This is a genomic window from Halomonas sp. SL18_1, from assembly GCF_055755715.1.
This window is the reverse complement of the sequence record NZ_JBVTRK010000001.1, coordinates 1264069-1283528: the sequence shown is the minus strand read 5'-3', so window position 1 is coordinate 1283528 and position 19460 is coordinate 1264069. Positions and strand designations below refer to the sequence as shown.

Annotated in this window: 15 protein-coding genes and 3 pseudogenes; 17 read left to right on the top strand and 1 reads right to left on the bottom strand. The window is 66.7% G+C overall.

What is annotated here, in order from left to right; all coding sequences use genetic code 11:
• Window positions 1–36: 36 nt before the first annotated feature.
• The 9 genes and pseudogenes from folE2 to mgtE all read left to right on the top strand — a co-directional run bounded on the left by folE2 (window position 37) and on the right by mgtE (window position 9204).
• Window positions 37–933, top strand: coding sequence for a GTP cyclohydrolase FolE2 (folE2, locus tag ACSJDS_RS06495; RefSeq protein ID WP_473032548.1), 897 nt, complete (start codon window positions 37–39; stop codon window positions 931–933).
• Window positions 933–1346 carry a phosphoribosyl-AMP cyclohydrolase gene (hisI, locus tag ACSJDS_RS06490; protein WP_473032547.1) on the top strand — a complete coding sequence of 138 codons (414 nt, stop codon included), beginning with the start codon at window positions 933–935 and terminating at the stop codon, window positions 1344–1346. The genes folE2 and hisI overlap by 1 nt, the downstream gene beginning before the upstream one ends.
• Before the next feature lie 54 nt (window positions 1347–1400).
• Window positions 1401–1901 carry a hypothetical protein gene (locus ACSJDS_RS06485; protein ID WP_473032546.1) on the top strand — a complete coding sequence of 167 codons (501 nt, stop codon included), beginning with the start codon at window positions 1401–1403 and terminating at the stop codon, window positions 1899–1901.
• Window positions 1880–2271, top strand: a pseudogene (locus tag ACSJDS_RS06480) (class I tRNA ligase family protein); the annotation flags it as partial. The gene ACSJDS_RS06485 and the pseudogene ACSJDS_RS06480, both read left to right, overlap by 22 nt.
• Before the next feature lie 350 nt (window positions 2272–2621).
• The gene (locus ACSJDS_RS06475; RefSeq protein WP_473032545.1) at window positions 2622–2792 is read left to right on the top strand and encodes a CysS/YqeB C-terminal domain-containing protein; all 171 of its coding nucleotides are present in this window, start codon (window positions 2622–2624) and stop codon (window positions 2790–2792) included.
• Window positions 2793–2871: 79 nt separating this feature from the next.
• A pseudogene (gene thrS / locus ACSJDS_RS06470) lies at window positions 2872–4849 on the top strand (threonine--tRNA ligase).
• 532 nt (window positions 4850–5381) lie between these two features.
• A complete protein-coding gene (locus ACSJDS_RS06465; RefSeq protein WP_473032544.1) occupies window positions 5382–6407 on the top strand; it encodes a BspA family leucine-rich repeat surface protein in 1026 nt (341 codons plus the stop codon).
• Window positions 6408–6480: 73 nt separating this feature from the next.
• The gene (locus ACSJDS_RS06460; RefSeq protein WP_473032543.1) at window positions 6481–7515 is read left to right on the top strand and encodes a BspA family leucine-rich repeat surface protein; all 1035 of its coding nucleotides are present in this window, start codon (window positions 6481–6483) and stop codon (window positions 7513–7515) included.
• Between the two features lie 339 nt (window positions 7516–7854).
• Window positions 7855–9204, top strand: a complete 1350-nt coding sequence (gene mgtE, locus ACSJDS_RS06455; RefSeq protein WP_473032542.1) for a magnesium transporter — start codon at window positions 7855–7857, stop codon at window positions 9202–9204.
• 2844 nt (window positions 9205–12048) lie between these two features.
• Here mgtE and ACSJDS_RS06450 read toward each other — a convergent pair.
• The gene (locus ACSJDS_RS06450; RefSeq protein WP_473032541.1) at window positions 12049–12999 is read right to left on the bottom strand and encodes an OmpA family protein; all 951 of its coding nucleotides are present in this window, start codon (window positions 12997–12999) and stop codon (window positions 12049–12051) included.
• 246 nt (window positions 13000–13245) lie between these two features.
• Between ACSJDS_RS06450 and ACSJDS_RS06445 the strand changes: the two are divergent.
• The 8 genes and pseudogenes from ACSJDS_RS06445 (at window position 13246) to ACSJDS_RS06410 (ending at window position 19410) form a co-directional block, all read left to right on the top strand.
• Window positions 13246–13775 (top strand): annotated as a pseudogene (locus ACSJDS_RS06445) (helix-turn-helix domain-containing protein).
• Window positions 13772–14503 carry an AzlC family ABC transporter permease gene (locus tag ACSJDS_RS06440; RefSeq protein ID WP_473032539.1) on the top strand — a complete coding sequence of 244 codons (732 nt, stop codon included), beginning with the start codon at window positions 13772–13774 and terminating at the stop codon, window positions 14501–14503. The pseudogene ACSJDS_RS06445 and the gene ACSJDS_RS06440 overlap by 4 nt, the downstream one beginning before the upstream one ends.
• A complete protein-coding gene (locus ACSJDS_RS06435) occupies window positions 14496–14858 on the top strand; it encodes an AzlD domain-containing protein (protein ID WP_473032538.1) in 363 nt (120 codons plus the stop codon). The genes ACSJDS_RS06440 and ACSJDS_RS06435 overlap by 8 nt, the downstream gene beginning before the upstream one ends.
• 90 nt (window positions 14859–14948) lie before the next feature.
• Window positions 14949–16622 carry an ExeM/NucH family extracellular endonuclease gene (locus ACSJDS_RS06430; protein WP_473032537.1) on the top strand — a complete coding sequence of 558 codons (1674 nt, stop codon included), beginning with the start codon at window positions 14949–14951 and terminating at the stop codon, window positions 16620–16622.
• Between the two features lie 112 nt (window positions 16623–16734).
• Entirely contained in the window at window positions 16735–17391 is a 657-nt protein-coding gene (locus tag ACSJDS_RS06425; RefSeq protein WP_473032536.1) for an AMP-binding protein, read from the top strand.
• Window positions 17388–18173 (top strand): AMP-binding protein, encoded by a 786-nt coding sequence (locus ACSJDS_RS06420; protein ID WP_473032535.1) that lies wholly within the window; start codon window positions 17388–17390, stop codon window positions 18171–18173. Before ACSJDS_RS06425 ends, ACSJDS_RS06420 begins: the two co-directional genes overlap by 4 nt.
• Complete coding sequence (locus ACSJDS_RS06415; RefSeq protein ID WP_473032534.1) at window positions 18125–18505, top strand: AMP-binding enzyme; 381 nt, start codon at window positions 18125–18127, stop codon at window positions 18503–18505. Before ACSJDS_RS06420 ends, ACSJDS_RS06415 begins: the two co-directional genes overlap by 49 nt.
• On the top strand, window positions 18499–19410 hold the full coding sequence (locus ACSJDS_RS06410) for a bile acid:sodium symporter family protein (protein ID WP_473032533.1): 912 nt from the start codon (window positions 18499–18501) through the stop codon (window positions 19408–19410). The genes ACSJDS_RS06415 and ACSJDS_RS06410 overlap by 7 nt, the downstream gene beginning before the upstream one ends.
• Window positions 19411–19460 lie beyond the last annotated feature (50 nt).

Below are 19460 nucleotides of genomic sequence, written 5' to 3'. Positions count from 1 at the left end.
TATAACATTTACTGCATCAACCACCGAGAGCGGTCCATGAACAAGCATCCTCTGGAAGATATCGCGGCGGCGCCCGCCACTCGCCTTGGCACACTGAGCTGGGTCGGGATGGAGGGCATCGCCCTGCCGCTGCAGGTGGCGGGCCAGGCCATCGCCGGCCGCGCTTCGGCGGGCGTCAGCCTCGATGATCCCACCGCCCGCGGCATTCATATGTCGCGTCTTTACCTGGCACTGGCCGAGCTGGAGGGTCAGGAGCTCTCGCTGTCGCGGGTGGCCGGGGTGCTCGACGCCTTCCTGGAAAGCCACGAGGGGCTCGCCCACCGGGCCTTTCTCGACCTGGAGGGCGAGGCGCTGCTGCGCCGCCCGGCGCTGATCAGCCCCCTGTCGGGATGGAAGACCTACCCCTTCACCCTTTGCTGCCACCGCGACGCCAGCGGCCTGCAGGCGACGCTGGAGCTTAGCGTGGGCTACTCATCCACCTGCCCCTGTTCGGCAGCCCTGGCGCGCCAGCTGATCCAGCAGGCCTTCGACGAGGACTTCACCGAGATGCCGGTGAGCCGCGAGGCGGTGCGGACCTGGCTGGGCAGCGACCAGGGCGTGCTGGCCACCCCCCACAGCCAGCGCAGCCAGGCGCACCTGGCCGTGCGCCTCGACGCCGGCCAGGCGGGGCTGCCGCTGCTGGCGCTGGTCGACCGCGTGGAGCAGGCGCTGGGCACCGCCCTGCAGACCGCCGTGAAGCGCGTGGACGAGCAGGCCTTCGCCCTAGCCAACGGCCAGAACCTGATGTTCTGCGAGGATGCCGCCCGGCGCCTGCACCACGCCCTGCGCGACCAGCCCGGCCTCGAGGGCTTCTCCCTGCGCGTGGTGCACGCCGAGAGCCTGCACGCCCACGACGCCGTGGCACGCAGCCAGTGGAACTGGCAGGAGGCGTGATGGATATCTGGCTACAGCTGGAGCAGGCCGAGCGCGGCGAGCGTCGACCGCTGGAGGCGGTGCTAGCCGCCATCCCCTGGAACGCCGACGGCCTGATCACCGCCATCGCCCAGCAGCACGACAGCGGCGAGGTGCTGATGCTGGCCTGGATGAACCGCGAGGCGCTGCTGGAGACCCTGAGCACCGGGCGAGTCTGCTACTGGTCGCGTTCGCGGCAGACCCTGTGGCGCAAGGGCGAAAGCTCCGGGCATCGCCAGCGGCTGATAGAAGCGCGGCTGGACTGCGACGGCGATGCGGTGCTGCTGCGGGTCGATCAGCAGGGCCCCGCCTGCCACACCGGGCGCCCCAACTGCTTCTACAACGCCATTCGCGACGACGCGGTGGAGGTCATCACCGCGCCGCTGAACCAGTAACGCCAACGCCGCCTGACCGAACCCAGAACAGCGGAAGCCACCCACGGGAGCACGATGCAACTCTTCAATACACTGACTCGCCGCCGCGAGACACTGCGCACCGAACGGCCGGACCGCGTGACCCTCTACGTCTGCGGCCCCACGGTCTACAACTACGCCCATATCGGCAACGCCCGCCCGGCGGTGGTCTTCGACCTGCTGGCGCGGGTGCTGCGCCACGACTATTCGCAGGTGGTCTATGCGCGCAACTTCACCGACGTGGACGACAAGATCAACGCCGCGGCGGCCGACGCCGGGGTACCGATCCGCACCATCACCGAGCGCTATATCGACGCCTACCATGAGGACATGCAGGCCCTCGGCGTGCTGCCGCCGGACCTCGAGCCCAGGGTCACCGAGCACATGCCCGAGATCATCGCGCTGATCGAGACTTTGATCGCCCGCGGCCACGCCTACGAGGCCGAGGGGCACGTGCTCTTCCAGGTCGGCTCCTTCGCCGAGTATGGCCAGCTCTCCGGCGCCGCCCCGAGGAGATGCTGGCCGGGGCCCGGGTAGAGGTGGCGCCCTACAAGCGCGACCCGCTGGACTTCGTGCTGTGGAAGCCCTCCTCGCCCGAGCAGCCGGGCTGGGAGAGCCCCTGGGGGCGCGGACGCCCTGGCTGGCACGTGGAGTGCACCGCCATGATCGGCGAGCACCTGGGCCACACCCTCGATATCCACGGCGGCGGCCAGGACCTGATCTTCCCCACCACGAGAACGAGATCGCCCAGGGCACCTGCGCCCACGGCGCCCGCTACTGCCATAACTGGGTGCACAACAGCTTCGTCACCGTGGACGGCCAGAAGATGTCGAAGTCGCTGGGCAACGTGCTGCTGGTGCGCGACCTGCTCGACCAGGCCCCGGGGGAGGCGGTGCGCCTGGCCCTGCTCGCCACCCACTACCGCCGCCCCCTGGACTGGAACAGCGAGCGCCTGATGCGCGCCCGCCGCACCCTGCTCGACCACTACCGGGCGCTTTCCGAGGTGGAGGGGCTCGAGGCAGACCCCAAGACGCCGCCGGATGCCGAGCTGCTGGCGGCGCTGCGCCGGGACCTCAACGTGGCCGAGGCGCTGACCCGGCTGCAGCGGCTGGTGGATGACCTGAAGGCCGCCACCGACGACGCCGCGCGCGCCCGCGCCAAGGGTGCCGTGCTGGCCTCGGCCAGGCTGCTGGGCCTGCTGCAGCAGCCCCCGCCGAGGCCCTGGCGGCGCTTTCGCCCCGGCGCTCCGACCTGCCGGTGGCGCGCATCGAGGCGCTGGTCGCCGAGCGCGAAAGCGCGCGACGGCAGCGCGACTTCGCCCGCGCCGACGCCCTGCGCGACGAGCTGGCCGAGCTGGGTGCCGAGGTGCGCGACACGCCTGAAGGCCCCCGCTGGGCGCCGCTGACGCTCGCCGCCGGCAGCGCCTGATACCCCATCTCCCCGAGAACCGCCATGAGAACGACACCATGACCGAGACGCCCTCCCCGCCGCCGGCGAGAGCCTCACCATCACCCTGCCGGACGAGCGCGAGCTGACGCTGGCGTCCCCCACCAGCGTGGCGGAGATCGCCGCCGCCATCGGCCCCGGCCTGGCCCGCCAGGCGCTGGCCGGTCGCGTGGACGGGGCCCTGGTGGACGCCGGCGATCCCATCACCCGGGACGCCCGGGTGCAGGTGATCACGCCAAGCGACCCGAGGGGCTGGAGATCATCCGCCACTCCTGCGCCCACCTGGTGGGCCACGCCGTCAAGCAGCTCTACCCCGATGCCGAGATGGTGATCGGCCCGGTCATCGACGACGGCTTCTACTACGATATCGCCTTCGAGCGCCCCTTCACGCCGGAGGACCAGGCGGCCATCGAGGCGCGCATGAAGGCGCTGATCGCCCAGGAGTACGACGTCATCAAGCGGCGGGTGCCCCGGGAAGAGGCCCTGCGGCTCTTCCGCGAGCGCGGCGAGCGCTACAAGCGGCGGCTGATCGAGGAGATGCCCGACGAGGCCACCCTGGGGCTCTACTTCCATCAGGAGTACGTGGACATGTGCCGCGGCCCCCACGTGCCCAACACCCGCTTTCTCAAGCACTTTCGGCTGACCAAGCTCTCCGGCGCCTACTGGCGGGGCGACGCCCGCAACGCCCAGCTGCAGCGCCTCTACGGCACCGCCTGGGCCGACCGCAAGGCGCTCAAGGCCTACCTCAAGCGCCTGGAGGAGGCCGAAAGCGCGACCATCGCCGCCTGGGTCGCCAGCTGGGGCTCTTTCACTTCCAGGAGGAGGCCCCCGGCGCGGTGTTCTGGCACCCCGGCGGCTGGACGGTGCTGCAGACCCTGATCGCCTACATGCGCCGCCGCCAGGCCGCCGGCGGCTACGTGGAGGTGAACACGCCGGACATCATGGACCGCGGCCTCTGGGAGACCTCCGGCCACTGGCAGAACTATCAGGAGCACATGTACACCACGCAGACGGAGGACGGTCGCTCCCTGGCCCTCAAGCCGATGAACTGTCCCGGCAGCGTGCTGCTCTACCGCCACGGACTGAAGAGCTACCGCGACCTGCCCATCCGCATGGGCGAGTTCGGCAAGGTCCACCGCTACGAGCCCTCCGGCGCCCTGCACGGCCTGCTGCGGGTGCGCCACTTCACCCAGGACGACGCCCATATCTACTGCACGCCGGAGCAGATGAGCGCGGAGTGCCGCCGGGTGGTGGCGCTGGTGCTCGACATCTACCGGGAGTTCGGCTTCGAGGAGGTGCGCCTCAAGCTCTCCACCCGGCCGGAGAACCGCATGGGCAGCGAGGCCGTATGGGACCGCCTGGAGGGGGCCTTGACCGACGCCCTGGAGACGATGGACCTGGCCTACGAGCTCAACCCCGGCGAGGGCGCCTTCTACGGGCCCGAGCTCGAGTTCGTGCTGCGCGACGCCATCGGCCGCGACTGGCAGTGCGGCACCCTGCAGGTGGACATGAACCTGCCCGAGCGCTTCGGGCTCGACTACGTGGATGAACAGGGCCAGCGCCTGCGCCCCGTGCTGCTGCACCGCGCGCTGTTCGGCTCCCTGGAGCGCTTCCTGGGCATCCTGATCGAGCATCACGCTGGCAAGCTGCCCGCCTGGCTGGCGCCCCAGCAGGCGGTGGTGATGTCGATCACCGAGGCCCAGGCGGGCTACGCCGAGGCCCTGAGCGAGGCGCTTTGCGGCGCCGGGCTGCGCGCCGAGGCCGACGTGCGCAACGAGAAGATCGGCTACAAGATTCGCGAGCAGACCCTGCAGCGGATTCCCTTCCTGCTGATCGTCGGCGGCCGGGAGGCGGCCGAGGGCCGAGTGACCCTGCGCCACCGGGACGGCAGCGACCTCGGCACCCTCGAGGTGGAGGAGGCCATCGCCCGACTCCAGGCCGAGTGCCAGGCCCCCGACCGGGAGGCTCGGCGCCGCGACCAGGCGGCCCGCCTGGAGCGCCTGCGCGCTTTGGCAAGCGCCGAGGAGGCCTGGGCATGAGCTAGCCCGACGACCTCGGCGCGCGCCTGGCCCGTCGCCACGCCGACCTGCTGGTGCTAGGGGGAGCCGGGGCAATCTGGCGCAATGGTCTTGATAAACGCCGCGAATAAACAGGTGCATTTTAATTCAATTCGCTACTTAAGGATGATGCACCTGCCCCCTTCGGACATTACGGGATTCGACTATTCGGCACAACACATAAAAGAGGGGTGTTTAGCATTCAGGTTATACGTACGCTGCACGAATAGGGCACCCCTTTTCAGGCCCGTAAACTCAACATTCCCGAATCGCCGGAATAGCCTATGAATCCTTTATCTACTCCCACTCCGTCTCCCGGGAAGCACGGTCTCACGCTGCATACTGCGCTGGCGGGGGTCATCACGGCAGCTCTTGTCTGGCCGGTTACGGCTCAGGCTGAGGATACAGAGGCCTTTATCACCACCTGGGAAACCCTCGAGGCCGACGAGGAGGTCTTTATCCCCACGGCCCCCTACACCGACTATGACTTTACGATCGACTGGGGAACGGCATCGTGGAGGAGGTCTCCGGCAGCGATCCGAACCCCTCTCACACCTACACGGAGCCAGGTATCTACCAGGTGACGATCCACGGAGACTTTCCCCGTATCTTTCTGGATGTCTGGTTTGATGGCAACGGAAATCCGGACGATGCCGAAAGGCTAAGAACCATTGAGCAATGGGGGGACATCGAATGGTCGAGCATGGAGGCCGCCTTTGCCGGCGCCGTCAACATGACGTATAACGCCTCGGACACGCCCGACCTCTCCAGCGTCACCAGCACCCGTGACATGTTCACTCATGCCCACTCGTTCAACGGAGACATCGGCGACTGGGATGTCTCGAACGTGAGGGAAATGAATCATATGTTCTCTGACAACCAGATATTCGACCAGGATATCAGCGGATGGGATCTCTCCAACGTCACCAGCATGGAAGGCATGTTCGCCGGAGCAGTAGCCTTCAACCAGGAGATTGACAGCTGGGATGTCTCTCGCGTTACCCACATGGGCAACATGTTCGTGGGTGCGGCGTCCTTCAATGCGGATATCGGTGGCTGGGATGTGTCCAGCGTCACGAACATGGAGGGCATGTTCTTTGACGCCGAAGCATTCAACCAGGATATTAGCGCCTGGGACGTCTCCAGTGTGGAATCCATGAGCGAGATGTTCAACAGAGCCGCCTCCTTCAACCAGGACATTGGCTCCTGGGATGTTTCCAGCGTCACCACCATGGACGGGATGTTCGCGCGTGCGACGTCATTTAACGGTGATATTGGCGATTGGGACGTCTCCAACGTCACCAACATGGCCGCGATGTTCGCGATTGCCGAGTCGTTCAACCAGGACATCGGCGGTTGGGACGTCTCCAACGTCACCAGCATGGAGCGCATGTTTGGAGGCTTTGGCGGCGGAGCCGAGTCGTTCAACCAAGACCTGAGCGGCTGGGATCTCGCCGACGATGTCAATACGTCCGCCATGTTCGATGGCGCCGAGGCCTTTGACTCCGCCAATGCACCACCAGGGATTGAGTTGGACTAACGACGCTTCACGTCGCCACCCGAACAGCCATGACGCCCACGGCTCTCACCTCAGACACTGCACGGATATCGACATGATGACGCCTACTTATACCGATGCATCCCTGCCCCGCCGGATACTGATACCCCTTTCAGCCGCGCTAGCAGGCTTGCCCCTCGCGCTACCCCTCACTGTGCATGCACAGGAAAATTCGGACTTCACCCTTGCGCCCAATGGCGTCACCGTGGTGTGCGTGGAGGCCGAGCTTGGAGACAGTGGCGAGGTCGAGGGCACCGTTTACACCAAGCGAGCCGCCGACGACATCACCCCGGATAATGCCGCCACGACCTGTACCAGCGGCATCAACGGGATGAGCCGACTATTCGATATGAGCCGGTTGGGCGAGGACGAGGCCGGGTTCAATGAGGATATCAGCCATTGGGACGTATCCCGTGTCAACAACATGAGCCAGATGTTCATGGGCGCCGAGGCGTTCAACCAGGACATCAGTGCCTGGGATGTCTCCCGGGTCCACAACATGCGCCATATGTTTGCAGAAGCCAAGGCCTTCGACCAGGACATCGGCGACTGGAATGTCGCCCGCGCGACCAACATGACCAACATGTTTTACGGCGCGGAGGCTTTCAACCAGGATATCGGCGATTGGGATGTATCGCGTGTGCGCAACCTCCACGGCATGTTTGCCGGAGCCAGGTCCTTTAATCAGGATATTGGCCGCTGGGATGTATCCGGCGTGACCGACATGTCCTACCTATTCTGGAGTGCCAGCGCCTTCGACCAGGACCTGAGTGACTGGGACGTTTCCCGTGTCACCAACATGGGCAATATGTTTGCCGAAGCTGATGCCTTTAATGGCGACATCAGCCGCTGGAGTGTCTCCCAGGTGACGAACATGAGATCCATGTTCAGCAATGCCTCCTCCTTCAATCAGGATATTGGCAGCTGGGATACCGGCAGCGTCACCAACATGCAGCAGATGTTTGCTGGGGCGTCTGCCTTCAATCAGGACATCAGCGGCTGGGATGTATCCAGTGTTACCGAGACACGTGCCATCTTTCATGGTGCAAGCGCCTTCGACCCCGAGAATGCCCCCGCCGGGCTGGAATAGCGACACTCATTGGTCCAACACTGAAATGCACAGACAGCGCCCCGGCAAGCGCCGGGGCGGCCTGGGCATGAGCAGGCCTGGGGGAGGCAGTGCGATTGAGAAAAATTCTAATCCTCGCCATTGACCTCCATTAGCCAAGTGTCTACTATCGCCGCGCTGCTGCATGGCAGCGAAACCCCCTTAGAGGAATCTAATGGAACCTCCGAGTCGCCATTACACGACCGACTACTCGATTGATCGCGCCGCGTCGTCTTGCGTGGTGCGCCGGAGCCTGCCCCTGCCTATCCGCTAGGCCGTGGTTCCTGCGCGCCCCAGTGACGCGCGCCAAGGAGCCATACCATGAGCTATGCCGTTCTCGCTGCCTCCCTGCGCAGCGCCCTTCAGCGTCAGGACACCGACGCCATTCGCCACCTGGTCGCCGAGATGCAGCTCGCCGACCTGGCCGAGTTCATCCAGCACGAGCAGGAAGACACCTCCATTTCCCTGCTGGACTACCTGCCCATGGAGCAGCGGGCCAGCGCCCTGGGCTACCTGGAAGAGGAAACCCAGAGCGCGCTTGCCGCCGAGATGGAGGACGCCACCCTCGCCGAGCTGATGCACTTCATGGATGCCGACGAGCGTGCCGACCTCTTCAAGCTGCTCGACGAGCCCCGCCAGCAGGGCCTGCTGCGCCGCCTGGCCCACGCCGAGCGTGAGGATATCCGCAAGCTGGCCAGCTACGAGGAAGGAACCGCCGGCGCCCTGATGACCTCCGAGTACGTGGCCGTGCCCGCCGAGGCGGACGTGGCCACGGCGCTAGAGAAAGTACGCCGCACCGGCCCCAACGCCGAGACCATCTACCAGATCTACTGCGTCGACGCTGAGGGCCGGCTGCTCGGCACCCTGTCGCTGCGCGAGATGATCCTGGCCAATTCCCAGGACACCCTGGCGAGTCTGATGACCGAAGAGCTGGTGGTGGCCAAGGTAGAGACCCCTCAGGAGGAGGTGGCCAAGCTGATCTCACGCTACGACCTGATGGCCCTGCCGGTGACCAACGGCGGCGACCGTCTGGTGGGCATCGTCACCTACGACGACGCCATGGACGTAGCCGAAGAGGAAGCCACCGAAGACATGCACAAGGGGATGTCCATAGGCAAGATCGAAGGTAGCCTGCGCTCGGCCAGCCTGTTCGATCTCTACCGCAAGCGGATCGTCTGGCTGGTGCTACTGGTGTTCGCCAACATCTTCTCCGGCGCCGGCATCGCCTACTTCGAGGAGACCATCGAGGCCTATATCGCGCTGGTGTTCTTCCTGCCCCTGCTGGTGGACAGCGGCGGCAACGCTGGCTCCCAGGCGGCGACCCTGATGGTGCGCGGCATGGCCACCGGCGACGTGCGAACCCGCGACTGGGCCAGGCTGCTGGGCCGCGAGGTCAGCGTGGCCATCGGCCTGGGCCTGACCATGGCGCTGGCCGTCTCGGTGGTGGGTATCTTCCGGGCCGGCACCGAGATCGCCATGGTGGTGGCCATGAGCATGGTGCTGATCGTGATCATGGGCAGCCTGATCGGCATGCTGCTGCCCTTCCTGCTGCAGCGCCTGCGCTTCGACCCGGCCACCGCCTCCGCGCCGCTGGTGACCTCCATCGCCGACGGCGTGGGCGTGCTGATCTACTTCGCCATCGCCACCGCGGTGCTGGGCCTGCCCACCTGACCCCAGGGGGGGCGTAACCGCTTCCGACGTTTCGCCCCGCCCCTTTCCCCTGCCCCTTTCCCAGCTCCGGTCCCGACACCACATCCCGCTGGCGACTGTCCGCCAGCCACCTCAACCAACCTTGGACAAAGCCCTCCCTGCCTCCAATATCGACTTACCCTCATGGGGAGTAAGCATATACAGAGCCGTGCCTCTACACTGCGGAGTCAGCTGGCGACCTATTGATCGGTGAGCGAGATCCGGCAATCCCGCCAGCAAGCGACGTGAAAAATGGAGACGATTCAAAGGGACAACGCTGACAATGCCAACTCCAAACCGCTATGCCATCACTGCTCTTATCGCACTACTCGCCTCTCCTGTCGGCGCCGAGCCGCTATGGCTCTCGCCGGAGCTCCAGCTCGAGACGCGCCGTTCCAGCGACACTACACAGGGCCATATTGTCGTGCGGTGCGACAACATCAGAGCTGCAGATTACTGCGACACCTCAGCCGCCACGTATGCCCGGGCCAGGGAACAGGCCGCGCGCATCGGCGAGACCCTGCTCGAGATCCGCGAATGGTTCGATGACATCGGCCTGTTCCCGTCAAACCTACGGCTCAGAAGGAATAACGAGCGCCAAGTCTTGCTCCAAGAAGGTTTCGCGCGTGACGAAGACGGCACCCGAGCCCTGGTTGGCGGCGTGGAGAACATTGGCAGCTTGACATTGGAAGTTGGCACCGTCGCCCTTGATGACAGATTATCGCAAACGCTTGCGCATGAGTGGTATCACACGGCTTCCGCCCGCAGCCCAGCCCTAAGCTTGCGGCCCGCCCAGGAGGTCTTCAACCTCGAAGAGGCCATTGCCGAGGCCGTCGGCATTGCCTTCGCTTTCCCCAATAGCGATTTGATCGATGTCCTGGCGGCTACCGAGCGAAGCCTCGAGCTGCAAGAGCCGTTTCTCGCTCACCCTGTTGCCGAAGGCTATGAGAAGGCGCCCTATATTCTGTTCGTCGGCGACAGGCTCGGTGCGAAGCACAACATCGCCCACATCCGATCACTCATGCACCAGCTATCGGATGACGGCCATCACGGTATGAGCTACCTCTATCACCCATCGTTGGGCTCCGAAGTGTTTGACCGTGCCTTCCCCGAATTCGTCGCACGGATCAACCAGCCCAGGGGCGACCGCTACTACGGCGCGGTCCCAAGCGAGACCTGGCATGCCGGCGCCTACGGCAGTTTTGAGAACTTCTCCATTGACCGGGTCATCCGCTCGAATGCCGCCAGTCCCTTGCTGATCGAAACGATCGAGGTCAGCGGTCTCCCCGACGAACCACGCGACCGACTCGCCGTGGCCCAGTTAGAGATTGAGCCTGCAGATGCGGATGCCGAGGGGCATATCAGCATGGTCTACGAGCATCAGGTGATTGCCGACGGTACCAAGCGCTGGCTCGTGCCGTTGGAGGAAACCAATGAGGGGCCGTTCACACGGGTGACCAATGCCGGGCCAGAGCCGGCTGCCACGCAGGTGCGAGAGGCGACTCTCGAAGGAACCCTGAGCGCCATGAACTTCGAGCTGCCAGCGTGCATGGAGCCGGGAGAGACCAGAATGATCCGGGCGTCCGGCGCCTCACTCGATGGTGTGAGCAATTTCGAGATCGACACCTCGGCAGGGTCGATGGATGGGCTAGCCTTCACCGCACCGGAAGCTCCCGGTGAGGTGGATGTCACCCTTTCCATCTCCTCGACCATGACTCGTGGCCCGACCATCGCCCCGGTGCAGCGCCCCGATGTCGAGATTCCTCTCGGCACCATAACTGTCGTTGAAGAAGACGGCTGCGCACAGCTCGTTTGCCTCGAGCCCGGTGACTCCTGGCAGTTTGCCGCCGATAATCCGGCACTGTTTGGCAGGCCCATCGAGGTGGATTGGCGCAGCGACCGCGGCACCATCGATGCCGATGGTACCTTTACCGCCCCCGGTCAGCCCGGCCCCGTCACTGTCACCGCCACCGCGGTCGAGAACGAAGCGCTGACTGCCCAGACGACGTTCCAGGTCGGCGCCTGCTGCCACTACGAGATCCGTGTCGACGGACTGCTCGAAGGACAGGAGGCGGCCACCTGGAGCAGCCTCGACACTCCAAGCACCTCCGCCTTCGGTGGCGACCCCATTCCACGGGGCATCACCTTACAGGGCGTGGACTGGGAGACCGGCACCTTTGAACGTGCCACGTTCGGTCACATGGAGGGAGTGCTCGCACTGGAGACCGCGAAGGGCGGCGGCAGTGAGTTGCCAAGCGCCTTCGACATCGTCCACGTTCGCGACGACGCGGTAATGTATGAGTACCTGCCGGGCAGGGCGGAGTTTCCTGAGCGGATCGGCTATCGCCTGCTGTGGGCGGGCGACGACAGCCCCTACCAGGGCCTCAACATCCCTGTCGCGAACTGGAACCCACAGCCAGTGCCGGCACAGATTGAGGTCAGCGGAGTGCCCATTGATCCCGAAACGCCCACGCTGGAGCTCGGTATGCGTATTCAGGGCCCCATGCTGGTTGGACGCGAAGTGGTGAACACCGTGGACGGCAGCGGCCAGTGGGCCATGGCGGAGGCCATCACCGCCGAGCCGATCCTGGGCTCGATCCGCATCCGAGTCGATGGGGTCTTCCGACCCGATTTCGACCAGCGAGTCCCGCACCCCGAGCGGGACGACGTCAGTCAGGGGATGATCATTGACTGGGATCTCGATGGCGACGTCGCCTGGTGCGGCGGGTCGCGCTGGGAACGACTCCAGCACTACCAGTCCCCCGCCCATGATCAGATTGCCTTCCCCTCGGCGCCACGCCAAGCGTGGCGCCGGGGTACGAGCGATCAGCGCTCCACGAGTTCGACCCGCCGATTCTGCTCGCGGCCTTCCTCGGTGCGGTTGGTGGCCACCGGCGCCATCATGCCGGCACCGGCGGGCTGCAGACGGTCGGCATCCAGGCCATGGCGCTCCTCGAGCCAATCGGCTACCGACTGAGCCCGCTCCATGGAGAGGCTAAGGTTATAGTCGAAGTCGCCGACGTTATCGGTGTGGCCCACAATGACCAGCTCCAGCTCGCTGCTCGACTCCAACACTTCGGCGATGGTGGCCAGGGCATCGGCCGACTCGTCGATAATCTCGGCGCTGTCGAACTCAAAGAGGATATCCCGCACCGCGACTCTGCCTTCCGCAACAATGCCCTCCTCTATCTCGGCAGCACTCAGGTCTTCAGCGTCGTGCGCGGCCACTATCTCATCACGCTCCTGTGGCGGTTCTGCAGGCTCAGGGGCCACGACACCCAGAGCGGGGGCTTCCTCGGGCTTCTCCACGACATCGACGCGCAGCACGGGCTCGCCGCCATCACGCCGATTCTCGTGGATATAGGCATTCACGAAAACCGCTTCCTCAGTATGGCGGGCGGCCAGGAAGTGCCTGTCACTTTCACTGCTCGACCAGCCATAATCGTGCACGCTGGTCCCGCTGGGTCGGCTGCGGTCGAAGGTGTCGAAGCGATGAAAGCGACGACCGAGCTCGTCGCGGCCACTGCCGGCAAACGCGATCTCGAAGCCGGCATCCTCCAGCCCCTGGCGGTAGGCGCGCTTGACCTGTAGTGGGCTCACCTCCGGTCTGCGCAGCAGGTAGAGCAGCTGGGTATGCTCACCTTCCAGAGTGCGCGCATCAGGATACTCGCCATCTTCGCGAGGCCCAAAGGTCAGTTCGACGCTTCCAAATTCAGCGTACTCGTAGGAAAGCAGCTCGCTCCCCTCAATCCTCGGTACCAGACGATGATCCCCCACTCGTCGGGCTCAGCATGAGCAAGGGCGGGAGCACCGGCCATCGCCAGAAGCGCCAGTCCTGATATCGTGCTGCGAGTCAACAACATAGTCCATCCTTGATGAGTTAAGCGTATGAGCGGGTTCAGCCTCTCCAGACTAGCAGTCCGAGGCACCTTGTCGATCCCTGCCGATGAAGGGGAAAGGGATTGACAGCCGGCTGTTCCTTTAATAGAACGTTCGTTAAATGGAACGCCAACAGGGCCCGTCATGGATAAGCGCTCACTCGCCACCCTCGGCCAGCACCTGCAGTCCCTCCGTGTGACCCGGGGCTGGTCGCTCTCTCAGCTGGCCGCCGCCGCCGGCATCGCCAAATCGAACCTGTCGCGGCTCGAGCAGGGCAATGGCAACCCCACCCTGGACACCCTCTGGCGGCTGGCGGTCCAGCTGGGCGTGCCCTTCGGCACCCTGGTGGCACCGATCAGCGTGCCGCTGGGCGAAGAGGGGGTGGAGGTGCGGCTGCTCGACCAGGGCAAGGACAGCCCCCAGGTGGACGCCTACTGGATGCGCTGCGCCCCCCACACCGTTCGCCGCGCCGAGCCCCATACCCCGGCGCCCGGGAATCGCTGACCCTGATCAGCGGCCGGCTGGAGGCCGGCCCGGAAGGCGACACCACAGTGCTCTCGGCGGGCGAGACCCTGACCTTCCCCGCCGACCGGCCGCACCTCTACCGCACCCACGACGCCTGGGCCACGCTGCTGCTGACCGTCATCTATACCGGGGAGGGAGACAGCCCATGAGTCTGCAAGCCACCAACGCCCTCTCGCGCCCCTGGCTTGCCGGCCTGCGCGAGGCCATCCCGCTGCTGGGCGGCTATGTGCCGGTGGCCATCTCCTTCGGGCTGATCGCCGTTCAAGCCGGTTTTACCACCTGGGAGGCGGTGCTCATCTCCACCCTGGTCTATGCCGGCGCCTCGCAGTTCCTGTTCGTCGGCATGGTCGCCGCGGGGTCGCCGCTGTGGCTGGTGGTCATCATGACGCTGCTGATCAACGCCCGCCATGTGGTCTACGCCCCCAACATCGCGCCCTGGCTGACGACCAGCCGCGCCTGGCCCTGGCTGATGCACGGCCTCACCGATCAGGTCTTCGCCCTGGCCCACACCCGGCTGCCGCAGCTGCCGGCCTCGCAGCGCCTCGGCTGGTTCACCGGCGCCGCGCTGCTGGCCTGGGCCAGCTGGATTGGCGGCACCGCGCTGGGCGCGGTGGCCGGCGAGGAGCTGACCCGGCGCTGGCCGCTGCTCGGCGAGATCATGCCCTTCGCCCTGCCGGCCCTGTTCCTGGTGCTGCTGGCCCCCCGCTTCACCAGTCGACGCTGGTCGCTGGCGCTGGGCGTGAGCATCGCCATCGCCCTGCTGCTGGCCGTGACCGGGCTGACCAACGCCGCCATCCCCCTGGCCGCCGCCTGCGGCGCGCTCTGCTTCTATCTGGTGAAGTGCAATGTGACATCGAGAGGAGGACGCCATGAGTAACGCCCTCTGGCTGGCGGTGCTGGTCTCGGCGGCGGGCACCCTGCTGATGCGACTGCTGCCGCTGCTGTGGATGCGCCGCCGCCTGGCGCGGCTCGACGGCGACGACGGCCTCGAGGCCACGCCCCAGTGGCTCGGCATCCTCGGCCCGCTGATGATCGCCGCGGTACTCGGCGTCTCGCTGGTGCCGACGACCACCGACGCCATCTCCTGGCTCGCCACCGTCGTCGGGGTGCTCGCCACCCTGCTCGTGTGGTACCGGCTTCGCTCGCTCGGCTGGCCGATAGCCGCCGGCGTGGCGGCCTACGGCGCCGTGGTCGTGCTGGCGAGCCTGGCGGAGCTGTCAATGGTAGGCTGACGCGACTGCCAAGGAGTCGCAACACCGACATGGAGGCCAGGATGACCGAGACGTTTCCCCCGCACCGTCGGCCGGCCCCGGCGCCACCCCGTGGCCGCCGGCGCGGCGCTGCTGCTGGCCCTGCTGCTGACGACCGCGCCGGCGGCGGCCGACTGTCCCGAGGCCTCCACCGCCGATCTGGCCGCCATCAAGGGCGCCGGCGACGCCTCGCCCCTGCCCGAGGGCCGGGCGGTGGTCACCGAGGGCGTGGTGACCGGCGCCTTCCTCGGCCGCGACAACCTGAACGGTTTCTACCTCCAGCAGGCCACCGAGCAGGGTCCGGTGGGCCTGTTCGTCTACATGCCTGGGGCCACGGCGCACGACGCCGAGCGCCTCCGCCCGGGCAAGCACGTTCAGCTCCACGCCCGCACCGGCGAGTACCGCGGCCGGGTCCAGCTGCAGCGGGTCGAACGGGTCGAACGCTGCGCCCGCGACCGGCTGCCCGAGCCCAAGGCGCTATCCTGGCCGCTGGACGAGGACGCGTTGGCGCGGCTGTCGGGCCTGCTGGTGACCTTCCCGGAGCCCCTGACCGTCACCGGCAACTACGAGCTCGCCCGCTACGGCTCCCTGAGGCTGGCCAACGAGCGCCTCTTCCGGCCCACCAACGCGCCCGGCGAAGACCAGGAGCGCGCCGTCCTGATGCTGGACGACGGCAGCTACCGCGCCTTTCCCGATCCTATTCCCTACCTGAACGACGATGGCACCCGCCGCGTGGGCAGCCGGGTCGCAGGGCTCACCGGCGTGCCCACCCACGCCTTCGACGCCTACCGCCTTCACCCGACCCGTGAGCCGCGCTTCGAGGAGGCCAACCCGAGACCGGGGCCCCTCGACGAACCGGGAGAGCGGCGGCGGGTGGCGACCTTCAACGTCGAGAACTACTTCACCACCCTGGGGCAGCGCGGCGCCGCGGACGCCGACGAGCTGGAGCGCCAGCGGGCCAAGCTGGCCGCGGCGGTGGCCGGCCTGAACGCCGACATCCTGGCCCTGGTGGAGGTGGAGAACGACCCGGGGGCACTTGCCGACCTAGTCGAGCAGCTCAGCGAACGGACCGGGGTGCGCTATCGCGCGGTGGGCGGCAGCGCCGACCGCGGCTCGGATGCCATCAAGCTGGCCCTGATCTACCGGCCGGACCGGGTGGAGGCGGTCAGCGAGCTATACGCCGACAACGACCGCGTCCACCACCGCCCGCCCCTGGCGGCCTTCTTTCGCAGCGCCCAGGGCGGCCCGGCCTTCGGCGTGGTGACCGCTCACTTCAAGTCGAAGACCGGCTGCCCGTCGCGGGGCGATATCGACCGCGGCCAGGGCTGCTGGAATGAGCGCCGGGTCGCCCAGGCCCGGGCCATGAATGGCTTTCTCGAGCGCCTCGCCGCCGAGGGGAGCGAGCGGCTGCTGCTTACCGGCGATCTCAACGCCTACGGCGCCGAGGACCCGATCCGCACCCTGACCGATGCCGGCCTGGTCGACCTGATGGCCCGGGAGCTGCCGCCGGAGCGCCGCTACACTTATGTGTTCCGCGGCGAGTCGGGCTACCTGGACCACGCCCTGGCCAGCCCCGAACTGGCCGGGGCCGTCGCCAGGGTCAGGCCCTGGCCCATCAACGCCGACGAGCCGGTGTTCCTCGGCTATGACGGGCCGGACAACGCGGCCCCCCACTTCCGCCCCGATCCCTTCCGCTCCTCGGACCACGACCCGGTCGTGGTGGACCTTTCGCCCGAGGCGCTGTGAACCCGGGGCGTGAAAGAGCGTGCGCCAGGTGGCAATAAAAGGGGTGCAGAGGGGCCATTTAGCGCTATCAAGAAGGTACTAAAATAATAATCGCGCCCCAGGGAGGCACCCCATGGAGTCATTGTCGGACGCCGCCACACTCCCCGGAAAACAGCCTCCCTGGCTGCGCCACTACGGCGCCATCCCGGCCGAGCTGCCGCCCCCGGAACACCCCAACCTGGCCGCGCTGATCAGCGCCAGCGCCGAGCGCTTCGCCACCCAGAAGGCCTTCACCAGCTGCATGCCCAACGGCATGAACGGTGCGCTGAGCTATGCCCAGGTCGACGAGGCCTCCGACGCCTTCGCCGTCTACCTGCGCGAGGGGCTTCAGCTCGCCCCCGGCAGCCGGGTCGCCGTGCAACTGCCCAACTGCCTGAGCTACCCGATCGTGGTCTTCGGCATCCTCAAGGCGGGCTGCGTGCTGGTGAACACCAACCCGCTCTACGCCGCCACGGAGATGACCCACCAGTTCCGCGACAGCGGCGCCGAGGCGCTAGTGATCGTCGACCTCTTCGTCGACAAGCTGCCCGAGGTACTGCCCCACACCGCCATCCGCCAGGTGGTGACGACCAGCCTGGCCCATGGCTTCCCACCCGTGGTGCGCCAGGTGGTCAAGGCGGTGCTCAAGTACTGGAACCGGGTGATTCCCCCTGCCCCGTCGAGGCGACCGCGCTCGGCGAGGCGCTGGCCGAGGGCCGGCGGCTACGCCAGGCGCAAGGCGTCACGGTGAGCGACTACTGGCGCGACCTGGCCCCGGAGAGCCTCGCCGCGCTGCAGTACACCGGCGGCACCACCGGCATCGCCAAGGGCGCCATGCTCAGCCACGCCAACCTGCTCGCCAACGTGGCGCAGATCGAGGCGATGGCCGGCTCGCACATCAGCGACGGCGAGGAGTGCGTGCTCACCGCCCTGCCGCTCTACCACATCTTCGCCTTCTCGGTGAACCTGCTCGCCTTCTTGAAACACGGCGCCCACAACGTCTTGGTGCCCAACCCGCGGCCGATCCAGAACCTGCAGCGCGCCATCGAGAACTACCCCATCAGCTGGATCAGCGGGGTCAACACCCTCTTCAATGCCCTGCTCAACGAGGAGTGGTTCAGCCTCTACCCGCCGCGCCGGCTGCGCGCGGCGGCGGCCGGCGGCACGGCCCTGCATGCCGCCGTGGCCGAACGCTGGGAGCGGGTCACCGGCACCCCATTGGTGGAGGGTTACGGCCTCACCGAGAGCTCGCCGGTGGTGAGTTTCAACCCGCTGCTGGGGACGCGCAAGCCGGGCAGCATCGGCATCCCGGTGCCGGGCACCGAGGTCCGCCTGGTCGATGAAGGCGGCGCGCCGGTGGCCCAGGGCGAGCCGGGGAGCTCACCGTCCGGGGGCCCCAGGTCATGCAGGGCTACTGGCAGCAGCCGGAGTCGACCGCCGAGACCTTGCGCGACGGCTGGCTGCATACCGGCGACGTGGCCGCCATGGACGAGGACGGCTACCTGCGCATCGTCGACCGCAAGAAGGACCTGATCCTGGTCAGCGGCTTCAACGTCTACCCCAACGAGGTGGAGGACTGCATCGCCCTGCTGGACGCCGTCCACGAGGTGGGGGTGATCGGCGCGCCCGACCCCGACACCGGCGAGGCGGTGCGCGCCTATATCGTCACCCGCGGCGAGCTCGACCCCGAGACGGTGAAAGACCACTGCCGGAAGCACCTCGCCCGCTACAAGGTGCCCAAGCAGATCGAATTCGTCGACGACCTGCCCAAGAGCCCCATCGGCAAGGTGCTGCGCAAGGACCTGCGCGCCGAGTATCTGAAGGATCACCCAAACGCCGCCAGCGCCGGGAGCCCATCATGCTGAGCCCACTCGAGGAAACGCTGCTGGCCATCATGATGGCCGTGATCATGCTGGGCATGGGATCGTCGCTGACCTTCAAGGACTTCCGCATCGCCCTGCGCCATCCCCAGGCGATCGGCATCGGCTTCGCCTCCCAGTACCTGTTCATGCCGCTGCTCGCCTTCCTGATCGGCCGCGCCCTGCAGCTGTCCCCCATCCAGGCGGTCAGCCTGATCCTGATGGGCTGCGTGCCCGGCGGCACCACCTCCAACATCTTCGCCTACTTCTCGAGGAGCCTGCTCGGCCTCTCCATCCTGATGACGGTCTGCTCGACCCTGCTGGCGGTGGTCATGGTGCCGGTGGTGCTGGCCCTCTACACCACCGGCATCGACGCCGCCTTCCGGATCCCCTCGGGCAATATCGTCGCGGTGCTGGGGGTGCTGCTGGTGCCGACCCTGTTCGGCATGTGGCTGCGCCAGCGCAACGCCAACCTCGGGGCCTGCACCGAGCTGCTGGGCGGCATCCTCGGCGTGGTGGTGATCGTCTTCTTGATCGCGACCTGGGTGCCGCGCAACTGGCAGCTATTGATGACCACCGGCGCCGAGGTCTACCTGGCGGCCATCGGGCTGGGCCTGTGCGGCTTCCTGATCGGCTACTGGTTCAGCCGCGCTGCCCGGCTGAACCCGCTGAAGGCCCGCACCGTGTCGCTGGAGACCGGCATCCAGAACGGGCCGCTCGCGGTGTTGATCATCACCCTCTCCTTCACCGGCGAGACCCAGCAGCAGATGCTGCTGATCCCGGTGATGTACTCGCTGTTCATTGTCATCAACTCCACCTTCGTGACCTTCTACTACCGGGCACGCAGCCTGCGCGAGGAGCTGGCCCGCGACCAGGCGAAGGTGGAGGCCGCGGCCCCGGCCAAGGGGTGAGGCGCAGCATCAAGCAGGCCCGAGCCGGGAACCCCGGTGCAGGGCCTGCC